The sequence below is a fragment of the Rhizobium sp. WSM1274 genome (assembly GCF_025200775.1).
Taxonomy (GTDB): domain Bacteria; phylum Pseudomonadota; class Alphaproteobacteria; order Rhizobiales; family Rhizobiaceae; genus Rhizobium; species Rhizobium leguminosarum_I.
Map to the genome: position 1 here is coordinate 2,317,134 of NZ_CP104138.1, position 11,256 is coordinate 2,328,389.

11 protein-coding genes and 1 riboswitch are annotated in these 11,256 nt (G+C 59.9%); of the genes, 5 read left to right on the top strand and 6 right to left on the bottom strand.

All coding sequences use genetic code 11. The features are described 5' to 3' along the window. Nucleotides 1-42: 42 nt before the first annotated feature. Both bluB and N2600_RS11720 read right to left on the bottom strand, forming a co-directional pair. On the bottom strand, nt 43-732 hold the full coding sequence (bluB, locus tag N2600_RS11715; RefSeq protein WP_170261020.1) for a 5,6-dimethylbenzimidazole synthase: 690 nt from the start codon (nt 730-732) through the stop codon (nt 43-45). A gap of 42 nt (nt 733-774) precedes the next feature. Continuing rightward, nucleotides 775-961, bottom strand: a riboswitch (cobalamin riboswitch). Further along, nucleotides 929-1,087 (bottom strand): hypothetical protein, encoded by a 159-nt coding sequence (locus N2600_RS11720; RefSeq protein WP_222385171.1) that lies wholly within the window; start codon nt 1,085-1,087, stop codon nt 929-931. Its footprint overlaps the riboswitch before it by 33 nt. A gap of 271 nt (nt 1,088-1,358) precedes the next feature. Between N2600_RS11720 and N2600_RS11725 the strand changes: the two genes are divergently transcribed. From N2600_RS11725 to N2600_RS11740, 4 genes are all read left to right on the top strand, one after another. Beyond that, the gene (locus N2600_RS11725; RefSeq protein WP_260298776.1) at nt 1,359-3,233 is read left to right on the top strand and encodes a methyl-accepting chemotaxis protein; all 1,875 of its coding nucleotides are present in this window, start codon (nt 1,359-1,361) and stop codon (nt 3,231-3,233) included. 60 nt (nt 3,234-3,293) lie between these two features. Then, on the top strand, nt 3,294-3,875 hold the full coding sequence (locus tag N2600_RS11730; RefSeq protein WP_260298777.1) for a hypothetical protein: 582 nt from the start codon (nt 3,294-3,296) through the stop codon (nt 3,873-3,875). A 400-nt stretch (nt 3,876-4,275) separates the two neighbouring features. Further along, nucleotides 4,276-5,343 carry a 3-deoxy-7-phosphoheptulonate synthase gene (locus N2600_RS11735; RefSeq protein WP_260298778.1) on the top strand — a complete coding sequence of 356 codons (1,068 nt, stop codon included), beginning with the start codon at nt 4,276-4,278 and terminating at the stop codon, nt 5,341-5,343. 83 nt (nt 5,344-5,426) lie between these two features. Next, nucleotides 5,427-5,924: a hypothetical protein gene (locus N2600_RS11740; RefSeq protein ID WP_260298779.1), complete on the top strand. Its 498-nt coding sequence runs from the start codon at nt 5,427-5,429 to the stop codon at nt 5,922-5,924. An 8-nt stretch (nt 5,925-5,932) separates the two neighbouring features. Here N2600_RS11740 and N2600_RS11745 read toward each other — a convergent pair whose 3' ends face one another. The 3 genes from N2600_RS11745 to N2600_RS11755 all read right to left on the bottom strand — a co-directional run bounded on the left by N2600_RS11745 (nt 5,933) and on the right by N2600_RS11755 (nt 10,035). After that, nucleotides 5,933-6,496, bottom strand: a complete 564-nt coding sequence (locus tag N2600_RS11745; protein WP_260298780.1) for a hypothetical protein — start codon at nt 6,494-6,496, stop codon at nt 5,933-5,935. Between the two features lie 917 nt (nt 6,497-7,413). After that, a complete protein-coding gene (locus N2600_RS11750; protein WP_260298781.1) occupies nt 7,414-8,244 on the bottom strand; it encodes a TolB family protein in 831 nt (276 codons plus the stop codon). Between the two features lie 111 nt (nt 8,245-8,355). Next, nucleotides 8,356-10,035 carry an NAD+ synthase gene (locus tag N2600_RS11755; RefSeq protein WP_260298782.1) on the bottom strand — a complete coding sequence of 560 codons (1,680 nt, stop codon included), beginning with the start codon at nt 10,033-10,035 and terminating at the stop codon, nt 8,356-8,358. Between the two features lie 192 nt (nt 10,036-10,227). On the opposite strand from N2600_RS11755, the gene N2600_RS11760 reads away from it, so the two are divergent. After that, on the top strand, nt 10,228-10,758 hold the full coding sequence (locus tag N2600_RS11760; RefSeq protein WP_222279334.1) for a DUF1003 domain-containing protein: 531 nt from the start codon (nt 10,228-10,230) through the stop codon (nt 10,756-10,758). Here N2600_RS11760 and N2600_RS11765 read toward each other — a convergent pair. Then, nucleotides 10,755-11,153 carry a GFA family protein gene (locus N2600_RS11765; RefSeq protein ID WP_222385178.1) on the bottom strand — a complete coding sequence of 133 codons (399 nt, stop codon included), beginning with the start codon at nt 11,151-11,153 and terminating at the stop codon, nt 10,755-10,757. The genes N2600_RS11760 and N2600_RS11765 overlap by 4 nt on opposite strands. Nucleotides 11,154-11,256 lie beyond the last annotated feature (103 nt).

Below are 11,256 nucleotides of genomic sequence, written 5' to 3' on the forward strand. Positions count from 1 at the left end.
TTTTGGGACTACGACATGCGTCTTCGATGCGACGCACTTTATTTAGGGCTCGCTTCGTCCCCATCCATCATGAAAGACGAGTTCCTCAAGCGGCAGCCGCTGCCGCCAGCCTTTGACGGAGAGTTCCGGCTCGTCATAGAGCCGATCGACGAAACCGGCACAGAGCCAGGCGACCACCTCGATATGCTCGGGTATGCCGAGAATGCTCTTCAGGTCGCCTTCATGAAAGATGCTGACCCAGCCGACGCCGACCCCTTCCGCCCGCGCGGCAAGCCAGAGGTTCTGGATGGCGCAGACTGTGGAATAGCTATCCATCCTCGGATTGTGCGTACGCCCCAGCACCACGCTGCCGCCGCGGGTGGGATCGCAGGTCACGCAGATCCCGAGCGGCGCCTCCGTAATGCCTTCGAGCTTAAGCGAACGATATGCCTGCCGCCGTTCGCCTTCGAACATCAGCGCCGCCTCCTCGTTGGCGCTGGCAAAGGCATTCCGGACGCGCGCCCGCACAGTCGGGCTTTTCACCAGAATGAAATTCCACGGCTGCATGAAACCAACCGACGGCGCGTGATGGGCGGCCGTCAACAGACGCTCCACGACATCGTCTGGCAAGGGATCAGGCAGGAACTGGCTGCGAACGTCGCGCCGCGTCATGATCGCATGATAGACGGCCTCGCGTTCGGCCAAGGAAAAACCGGACGCCGCCGAAAGGGCATCCTCATCAAAGGGTCGCATCGTCAAATCCCCAACAACGCAACCGCCCCGCCGTCCGCGCGGATCGGTCTATCTAGCCAGGCCGGTCTTCTGACTGGGCGTCATCCGTCTGCCGCAGCCTTCCCGGCAAGAAGCCAGTGGCGTGATAAGCGGCAAACGTCGGCCTTACAGCGTTGGGCACGTTCCGGCTTTGCACCGGATTCCCGATTCTCCCGCCTTACCGGCGGGCACCTGACGGCGCATCTATTTCAGGAAAGCGCGGTGGCGGCAAGGCGGCCCGCACGCCGCCGACACGCTGCATGGCCTTCGGCGATGTCGATGACGCCGACAGCAGCCAGGCAACCGCGATCAATGCCGTTGCCCAGCGTATCTCCATCCCTCCACCGTCCAGCACGATACGACAGTACCCGCCGGTTCGCTGGGCTTGGCGCCCGCAGGCGCCAGGGTGAAACGACCCGCATGTACCCCAGCACCCATTCTACTTTATGATTTATTCACACATCAAATACACACTGCGTTTACGCGTTTTGGGTTGCTATCAGGACATGGGCATGAGGGCTCATGATGTGACCGTCAGCGTCGATGCCCGTATTGATACGCCAGTCCGGAACATGTCCGACTGAGCCGCAATTCTAGGCCGCCGCGGAATGTTCCAATTTTTGAAAACGATGCCTCTGACCGCCAAGCTGGCGGCGATTATCGTTGCCGTGAACCTCTGCGGCATTTCCGCTTTCGCCACCTATACCTGGATGTACGAAACCCGGGCCTTGATCGATGGCGCCAAGGCGAACTGGTCCAAGGATGCCGAGCAATTTGCCTCTCTGGCAGCGGGCGGCGTGAAATGGGGGAAGGCGAACGCCGTTCGAGAGGCTTATTCGCTCTACCGCGACGACCCCTCGCTCGATCTCGTGCAGTTTGCCGCATTCAACGCCGAACCTGCCGCCGTCGATACCTGGGCGCGCGATGGCGTCAGTGGTTTGCCGGCACCAACCGATCTGGCGAAGAGCCTGAGCGCGAAACCGGAAAAGACGACCATCGATGACGGTAGAATATCTGCCGGCGTCGTGACGATCATCGCGCCGCTCCCGCTGGATAAGTCGGGCAAGGCCACCGGTTACGTCGTCACGAACTGGTCCGTCGAAAAAATCGCTTCCGAAGTCAGGCAGAAAGTTCTCATTTCGCTGCTCACGCAGTCCGCGATCACCGCCATAGCCGTCGTTGCCTTCCTTCTCGCCATGCGCAGCCTCGTTGGCCGGCCCATCAGGATACTCAGTGAGAGAATCAGCGCGTTGCAGAAAGGCGACCTGGCCTCTCCCGTCACCTACAGGGAAAATGGCGACGAGATCGGCTTTCTGGCACGCGCGTTGGAAGTCTTCCGCCACGAGGCGATTGCGAAGGTCGAGAGAGAGCAGGCCGCTGCCGAGCAGAGCGCTTCGCTCGACGCCGAACGGGCGCGCAATGTATTGTTCACCGAAGAAGCCAGCAACACCCAGCGGCTGGTCATGACCTCTCTCGCAAATGCATTGGAAAAGCTTGCCGCCGGCGATTTCTCGATACAATTGGCCGATCTCGGTCCCGAATTCGATAAATTGCGGCAGGATTTTAACAACATGGTCGATGCGGTCGCGGCCGCTCTGACAGAGATAAAGACCGCTTCCGTGGCGGTTGAAACCGGCTCCAGCGAGCTGGCGAACTCCGCGGATCAACTCGCCAGGCGGACCGAGCAACAGGCAGCAGCATTGGAACAGACCGCTGCGGCACTGGATGAGGTGACCACCACGGTCAGAACATCGTCGCAACGGGCTGAAAATGCCGGGCAGTTGGTCGAGGAGACAAAGCGGAGCGCTCATGTCTCGGCGACGGTGGTGCGCGATGCAATCGGCGCGATGGACCGGATTCAAACCTCCTCGAGCCAGATCGGCCGCATTATCGGCGTCATCGACGAAATCGCCTTCCAGACGAACCTGCTGGCGCTGAACGCCGGTGTCGAGGCGGCGCGCGCCGGCGAGGCCGGCAAGGGTTTTGCTGTCGTCGCGCAGGAAGTGCGTGAACTCGCCCAGCGGTCGGCAAATGCCGCAAAGGAAATCAAGAACCTGATCAACGTATCCGGCCAGGAAGTTGCCGCGGGCGTCGGGCTGGTGAACGAAACTGGTGACGCCCTGCTGAAGATCGAGGAGCAGATCAACCGCATCAGCGATAGCATCGCTTCCATCGTCCAATCCTATCGCGAACAGGCGACGGGCCTGCAGGAAATCAACAGCGCGATCAACCAGATGGATCAGACGACACAGCAGAACGCGGCAATGGTCGAGGAAACCAACGCAGCTTGCCACGAACTGCTGTCGCAAGGACGCCTGTTGCAGGACTCGGCCGGTAGGTTCGTAGTCGGTGCGTCTACCGCCAGCCAGCCCAAACCCATTCAAGCCGCCCGCCAAGCTCGTCCCGATACTAGAGCCTTCACGCAGCGTCATGCAGGTAATGCCGCCGTTGCCGCTGCTCCCGGTGCCTGGGAGGAGTTCTGACGTCGACTGCATCCGATAAGCCTTAGTTCTCAGCAACCTATAATCAGGAAGGAAACGCCTATGAAGAAAATCGTGCCCGCATTTCTTTTGGCCTGCACCGCATTTGCCATGCCGATCGGCGTATCCATGGCACAGGATGCCAAGCTTGCCCCGATCTCCGACTACGTGACGAGCGATGTAAAGCCCTGGCTTAACGACCCCGCCATCATCGAGGCTATCAAGGCGCAGAACGCTGCCAACGCCAATCTCAATGCTGCTGATGTCGACGCCCTTGACAAGAAGTGGCGTGCCGAAGTCGATGGCTCAGACCACTCGATGATCGATGATGTGCTCAACAACGCACTGTCGAAATTCCTTCAGGGGAAGAAGGAGGCTTCCGGCGGCAAGATCACGGAAATCTTCGTCATGGATACAAAAGGCCTGAATGTCGGTCAAAGCGACACCACATCGGATTACTGGCAGGGCGACGAGGCCAAGTTCCAGAAGTCCTTCGGAGCCGGCAAGGACGCCGTCTTCGTCGACGAGATCGAAAAGGATGAGTCGACCCAGACACTGCAGTCGCAGGCAAGCGTCACGATATCAGACGACAAGGGAACCCCGATCGGCGCCATCACCGTCGGCGTGAACGTCGACGCCCTGTGATCTCAGGAACTGAGTCTTCTGGAACAGTGCGAACGACCGTCGCCCGGAAGCATCTTTAGGGCGACAGGTTTAAACAAAGCTTAGAGCGCGTCGCCTGCACGAGATCGAGTGCGACGCGCTTCTTGCCTCGCCGGGGGTGTCCCTTCCGCAGAAGCCGTTGCCATCTCGGGGAACGCCGGATTTTCAGGCGGAAAATTCCGCGTGACAACGCGTCGCCGTGACACTACATACCTCTCATGTCGATCACATCAATCTGCGCCTCGCGATTTTATTGGTACCGCTACTCTCAGCGGATGCGGGTCCATGCGTAACTGAATTCGACGCGACGACAACCCGAACAGCCGCTAGTCTACCTGGCGGCTTTTTTGTTCCGCCGGTATGACCAAACAGGAGCCATACCGTGTCTGATACCATTGACGATCTGCGCATCGTCGAAATCACCCCGCTGACCAAACCCGCCGATATCATCGCGGAAATTCCCCGCAATGCTGATGTCAGTAAGACCGTGACCAGCAACCGCAACGCGGTCCACAAGATTCTCCGAGGCGAAGACGACCGCCTGATCGTCGTCATCGGCCCCTGCTCCATCCACGATCCCGTTGCCGCCAGTGAATATGCCGAACGGCTGGCGGAACAGCGCCGCCGCTTCGCCGGCGATCTCGAGATCGTCATGCGCGTCTACTTCGAAAAACCCCGCACGACCGTCGGCTGGAAGGGCCTGATGAATGACCCGCATCTCGACGGCAGCTACCGCATCGAGGAAGGGCTGAGGATTGCGAGACGACTGCTGCTCGATATCAATGCCATGGGCCTTCCGGCCGGCTGCGAATTCCTCGACACCATCACGCCGCAATATATTGCCGATCTCGTCAGTTGGGGCGCGATCGGTGCGCGCACGACCGAAAGCCAGGTCCACCGCCAGCTTGCCTCCGGCCTTTCCTGCCCGATCGGCTTCAAGAACGGCACCGATGGTGGTGTGCGCGTCGCGCTCGACGCCATCCTCGCCGCCTCGCAGCCGCATCACTTCCCAGCAGTGACCAAAGACGGACAGGCAGCAATCGCCTCGACGACAGGCAATGAGGACTGCCACATCATCCTGCGCGGCGGTAAGCGGCCGAACTATGAGACGGCCGATGTCGAATCCGTCACGAGCGAAGCCGTCAAGCTCGGCGTGGCCCCGCGCATCCTCATCGATGCCAGCCATGCCAACAGCGGCAAGGACCCGATGAACCAGCCGCTCGTCGTCAGATCCGTTGCCGCCCAGATTGCCGCCGGAAACAGCGACATTAAGGGCATGATGATCGAAAGCAACCTCGTCGCCGGCCGCCAGGACCTCGTTCCCGGCAAGCCGCTGGTTTACGGCCAGTCCATCACCGACGGCTGTATCGACTGGGATATGTCGGTGGCGACGCTGGAAGACCTGGCGCAGTCCGCCCGCGCCCGGCGCAAGGCAGCCGTCGCAGCCTGATAGTCAGCATTAAACGCAGCGGGCAGAAACCCGCCGCCCATTACAGGGCGGTGGGGGCAACCCGGTTATCTCACGGGACGCCGATGGCGACACTGCCGTTGGCTGTGACCGCCAGTTCATGCCCATTCATCCCAACGAGCCACAGCCGCCAAATGCAGGTGTCTGATGATGGAGCGACCAGATGGGCCGACACAGGCGCATATTTCGCGGGCACGTCATTTGTCGTCGGAGCCGGCTTGGTCGGAAAATACCTTCGTCTTGTGGAGGCGGCTATCAACGGTGCTCAATCGATCGTCACCACTACGCCGGTGCTCGGGCCTGTCGTCGCATTCGTGGCGCTGGCCGCAATGCCGCTCGCGATGGGCGCTAAGTTCGCCGCAATTGCCAACAGCGAGGTCGGCTATAACAATTACTATGGCGCTGCTGTTGGTACCGGTAGGCTGGTTGGAACCAAGGCCAATATCAGATTTCTCGTCCAATCATACGCGAAGTCGCCGATCCCCAACCAGCGTGGGGTTACTAACCCACCGCCCCGCCATCATGGGCGGAGCTCGGGACCGGATCACCGGCACGCGGAATAGGAGTAGATTTAATAGAGCCATGGATGCATTGAATCGGGCTCGTGTTCAGTCGCGACCCTGTAATAGGTACGCATGTCGTCGCGCTCTTTTTCGTAAGTCCACTTCAAGCCCCATCTGCATTCTTCCGTCATGCACTCACGGCTCTTCGATCCGAACATATCGAGTTGAAATGCCTCGCCATTGATTTCGCCGGTAATCGAGCCGGTTTTCCCCTTATCCTTCGATATGAGTTCAAACGCCCCTGCTCGACCATCCAGACAGTAGATCTTCCCGCGGTAGGTTCGCTCGCCGGTCTCAAGCTTCCGGAAATTCGTCTTCACCTGCGATACGCTGTAGCGACCCTTGCATTGCTGCCTTTCGGCCGAGCCGATCTCAATCGTCCCCCCCATCTCCTCACTCTCGTCCCTCGCAGTCACCTTTCCGAGCACCGGAGTACCCGTTGCGAGGTAGCTTCCCTCGACGCCACGGACAAAAAGATATGAACAACCTGCGAGCGTGAAACCCATTGCCACCAAGGAGCCGGCGACCGTGAAACCACGCAGCGTCCACGCGCATCTCAAGACAGCCAGCAAGTCTATACCTCCAGGTTCATCCTCATGTTCGCGGATGCCAAAAGAGCGGGTTGGAGCATTGGGCGTCGTTACCAGCCAGAATAGCACTGATATTCAGGTCACAATATTTCCCCCACAATTAGGAAGATGAATAAAGCCACAGCTCATCTTGAAATAGAATACCCCGTCCGCTTCGGCAAGTTACACGGAGCTAGAGGCAGCTACTGCAATCAAACTTGGGAGCCCCCAATCACCCACCCCTCAAAAGCGTGCGCATCAGCAATTCGAAGATGAGGCCGGGCGCGACGTTGTTACTCACACTGTGACGTGCAATCCTGCCGAATAAACTTTTTCGATAGGGGACGCATGCCTGTAAAAACTCTTCCATCTCCACCTTGGTGGAGAGTAACGATTGCGTTGATCGTAGTTCCCTAAATCGCGTCCTTCGCATACGCTGTTTACAGCCCACTGTATCAGGGCCTGCCGGATATGACCGAGCGCGTTATCCGAACAACTCAGGCCGTCGCGCTCATTGGTGCGTATCCGCCAACTGCTGTGTTGGGGATTCCATTGCTATTCTACTTCAGGCGACGTGTAGGGCCGCCCCTTGCAAATTGCGCGATGGTTGGAGCCTTTGTTGCGACCTTCCCCTGGATGTGCCTAGTTGCATTTTTCGGCCCTGACGAGGCTTATGCTGGTGACCACATCACTTACCAAACGGCATGATGACATGGTGGGGATTGCTAGAGACCGTCAAATCGCTCGCAGTGACAGCTGTATTCGGCTTTGCTGCTGGTGGACTGTTCTGGCTGGTGGCCGCCGCTGGCGTTAAAAGACAGCCCGTTTCTGAAACGATTCCAAGCAAAGTGTTCGAGTAGGCGGTCTCGCGATATCATCAAATACCCACCACCCCATCATAAAATGGCGGTGCGCCAGTCTCAAGATCTCACCGGAAAATACCTGACATAGGCGAATTCCTCGCCATCAGGAGACCAGCAGGGCACATTGATCGTGCCCTGCCCGCCGAAGAGTTCGAACAGCGTCTTCGGATTGCCGCCGTCCATGTCCATCAGCCGCAGCCGCACATCGAGGTCGCGCGGATGGTCGAACACCGAAGGGTCGTAGGACAGGATCAGCACCTTGTCATTGGTAGGCGATGGATGGGCGAACCAATTGCCCTGATTGTCCGATGTCACCTGCTCGAGCCCGGTGCCATCGGGATGGATGCGCCAGATTTGCATCAGCCCGGTGCGGCTGGAATTGAAATAGATCCATTGGCCGTCGGCGGAATAATCCGGTCCGTCATTGCGTCCCTCGCCATGCGTCAGCCGCGTTTCGGCGCCGCCATCGACGGAGATGGTGTAGATATCGAAGAGGTCGTCGCGGATGCCGCAATAGGCAAGCTGGCGCCCGTCCGGCGACCAGCCATGCCAGTAGGATGGCAGGTTCTGCGTGATGAGCCGCGGCGTGCCGCCTTCGATCGGCAGGATATAGATCGCCGACTTGCCGAATTCGGTCTTGTCGGAGATGACAATTTCAGTCCCATCGGGCGAAATGCCGTGATCATTGTTGCAGTTGATGGCAAAGCCGGTATCGACCTTGACCACCTCGCCGCCATCGAGCGGGAGGCGATAGAGCAGCCCGTCGCCGTTCATAAGCAGGTAGGAACCATCCGGCGAGAAGTTCGGCGCCTCGACCAGCCTGTCCGTCTGCCAGACCTCGCGGGCCCTGCCCGTCCTGACATTGTAGATCTCAACCGAACTGCGCATGTTTCCTCCCGAAAATCTTGCAAGGCCGCGCATCTTTCCAGACGCAGGACGCCGTAACGCTTTGAATTGCTGCCGTCAGCGATCTCGATTGCGTTAGCGATCTCGATTGCGCTAGCGATCCCGAAAACGGTTGGTGATCGGATAACGCCGGTCGCGGCCAAAATTCTTCTTGGTGATCTTAACACCCGGCGCCGATTGCCGGCGCTTGTATTCGGCGAGATAGAGCAGGTGCTCGACCCGGTGGACGGTCGCCACGTCATGGCCGCGGGCGACGATCTCTTCGACCGCCATCTCCTTCTCGACAAGGCATTCGAGGATATCGTCGAGCACGGGATAGGGCGGCAGCGAATCCTGATCCTTCTGGTCGGGACGCAGCTCGGCCGACGGCGCCTTGTCGATGATATTCTGCGGGATTACCTCGCCCGACGGCCCCAGCGCATCCGGCGGCACGTTTTCGTTGCGCCAGCGGGAAAGCGCATAGACCTGCATCTTGTAGAGGTCCTTGATCGGGTTGAAGCCGCCGTTCATGTCGCCGTAAAGCGTGGCGTAGCCAACCGACATTTCCGACTTGTTGCCCGTCGTCACCACCATCGAGCCGAACTTGTTCGAGACGGCCATCAGGATGACGCCGCGCGCCCGGCTCTGCAGGTTCTCCTCGGTGATGCCGCTGCCCGTGCCTTCGAAAAGGCTGGCGAGCGCACTGCTGAAACCCGTCACCGGCTGTTCGATCGGCACGATGTCGTAGCGGCAGCCGAGCGCCTTGGCGCAATCGGCCGCATCCTTCAGCGAATCCTCGGAAGTATAGCGATAGGGCAGCATGACGGTGCGCACCCGCTCCTCGCCCAGCGCATCGACGGCGATTGCCGCACAGATCGCCGAGTCGATGCCGCCGGAAAGGCCGAGCACCACGGTTTTGAAGCCGTTCTTGTTGACGTAGTCGCGAAAGCCGAGCAGGCAGGCGCGGTAATCGGCCTCCTCGCTTTCAGGGATATGCGCCATCGGCCCTTCGTCGCAATGCCAGCCGCTTTCGCCGCGCTTCCATGTCGTCACCGCTAGCGCCGTCTCGAACTGGCTCATCTGGAAGGCAAGCGACTTGTCGGAATTGAAGGCGAAGCTCGCCCCGTCGAAGACGAGTTCGTCCTGGCCGCCGAGCTGGGCGGCATAGATCAGCGGCAGTCCGGTCTCGATCACCTGCTTCAGCACCACCTGATGGCGGATATCGACCTTGCCGCGATAATAGGGAGAACCGTTCGGCGACAGCAGGATCGCGGCCCCGCTTTCGGCCAGCGTCTCGCAGACGCCGAGATCGCCCCAGATATCCTCGCAGATCGGAATGCCGATGCGCACGCCGCGGAAATTCACCGGCCCCGGCATGGCGCCCTGGTCGAAGACGCGCTTCTCGTCGAACTCGCCGTAATTCGGCAGGTCGATCTTGTCGCGCACCGCGATCACCTTGCCGGCGTCGAGCACGGCGACCGAATTGTAGCGGCCGGTCTCGTCCTGCCGGGGAAAGCCGATGATGACGCCCGGCCCGCCATCGGCGGTATCGGCCGCGAGAGTCTCGACCGCCTTCCAGCAGGCGCGAATGAAGGCGGGCTTCAGCACCAGATCTTCAGGCGGATAGCCGGAGATGAAAAGCTCCGTCAGGACGAGCAGATGCGCGCCCTCCCGTCCCGCGTCAAAACGCGCCTCGCGCGCCTTGGCGAGATTGCCGGCGACATCGCCGACCGTCGGATTGAGCTGGCCGATGGCGATGCGGAAAATATCAGAAAGGGCGTTTTCCTCTGTCATGTCATTTGTTTAGCCTGCGCCTTTCGCGACCGCAACATGTTGGTGCCAAAAGCGGCGCCCCGCGGTGACGAAATTTTTATGAACGGATTGCGCATGGCGCCACGCGGCATTGATGCGCATTGCAATTTACCTCCGGAGCGGAATACTTGCGCCGGAAGCGACCGCATCGATAACGGGTATCGGAAACAGGCCATGTCTAATCTCTCGGAATTCGTGCACCATCATTTCGACAAACCGGCCGACGAACTCGGCGACGTCGAAAAGCGCGTGCTGGCGAAAGCGCACCAACGCAAGGTCATCTCGACCGACGTCAACGCCGCCTTCTCAGCCGAGGCCTCCTTCGGCGAGCGTATCGCCGACAGCATCGCCCGCATCGGCGGCTCCTGGTCTTTTATCATCGCCTTCTTCGTCTTCCTCACCGCCTGGACGGTGATCAACACCATCATTCTGGTGAGCGGCGCCTTCGACCCTTATCCCTTCGTCTTCCTGAACCTGATCCTGTCGATGCTCGCCGCCATCCAGGCGCCGATCATCATGATGTCGCAGAACCGCCAGGCCGAACGCGACCGCTTCGAGGCCGCCAAGGATTACGAGGTCAATCTCAAGGCCGAGCTCGAAGTGCTCTCTCTGCACCAGAAGATCGACATGCGCGTGCTGACCGAACTGACGGCGCTGCGCGAGGACGTTGCCCGCCTCAGCGCCGAATTCGCTGCCAAGGGCTAAACCGGATTCACCGCATATTGCGGCAGGCCATCTGTTATCTCGTAGAAATCGCCCTTGTCGGCACAGTAGATATGATGGCCGAAGGCCAGGCCGCTCGGCGTGTCGAAGGCGCCTGCCATGACCGAAACTTCCGCCGATCCGTCCGCCTGCCAGAACAGCGCGGAGCCGCAATTGGAGCAGAAGCCGCGCTGCGCCTCTTCGCTCGACCGGTACCAGCGGACCGCCTCAGTGCCATCAACCGAAAGAGCCGCGCGGGCCACGTTGACCGCAGCGTAGTAAAACCCCGTCTGCCGGCGGCATTGCGAGCAGTGACAACCGACGACAGGTCCTGGCTTCGTCGTCGTCGAAAATCGCACGGCGCGGCAAAGGCAGCCGCCTGTATGCCGTTCGGTCATGGTCGCCCTCCCGTTTATGACGGGATGTTGCCGCCGATCGCCCGCGGCGTCAAATCCATTCCGTTCAACGAAATCAAAAATCTTGAGGGTCGTCGACCTTGTG

What these genes read in the sequence shown, in the direction of transcription:
- bluB (WP_170261020.1), bottom strand. Translation starts at nt 732, where the DNA reads ATGCGACCCTTTGATGAGGATGCCCTTTCGGCGGCGTCCGGTTTTTCC.
- N2600_RS11720 (WP_222385171.1), bottom strand. Translation starts at nt 1,087, where the DNA reads ATGGAGATACGCTGGGCAACGGCATTGATCGCGGTTGCCTGGCTGCTG.
- N2600_RS11725 (WP_260298776.1), top strand. Translation starts at nt 1,359, where the DNA reads ATGTTCCAATTTTTGAAAACGATGCCTCTGACCGCCAAGCTGGCGGCG.
- N2600_RS11730 (WP_260298777.1), top strand. Translation starts at nt 3,294, where the DNA reads ATGAAGAAAATCGTGCCCGCATTTCTTTTGGCCTGCACCGCATTTGCC.
- N2600_RS11740 (WP_260298779.1), top strand. Translation starts at nt 5,427, where the DNA reads ATGGCGACACTGCCGTTGGCTGTGACCGCCAGTTCATGCCCATTCATC.
- N2600_RS11750 (WP_260298781.1), bottom strand. Translation starts at nt 8,244, where the DNA reads ATGCGCAGTTCGGTTGAGATCTACAATGTCAGGACGGGCAGGGCCCGC.
- N2600_RS11755 (WP_260298782.1), bottom strand. Translation starts at nt 10,035, where the DNA reads ATGACAGAGGAAAACGCCCTTTCTGATATTTTCCGCATCGCCATCGGC.
- N2600_RS11760 (WP_222279334.1), top strand. Translation starts at nt 10,228, where the DNA reads ATGTCTAATCTCTCGGAATTCGTGCACCATCATTTCGACAAACCGGCC.
- N2600_RS11765 (WP_222385178.1), bottom strand. Translation starts at nt 11,153, where the DNA reads ATGACCGAACGGCATACAGGCGGCTGCCTTTGCCGCGCCGTGCGATTT.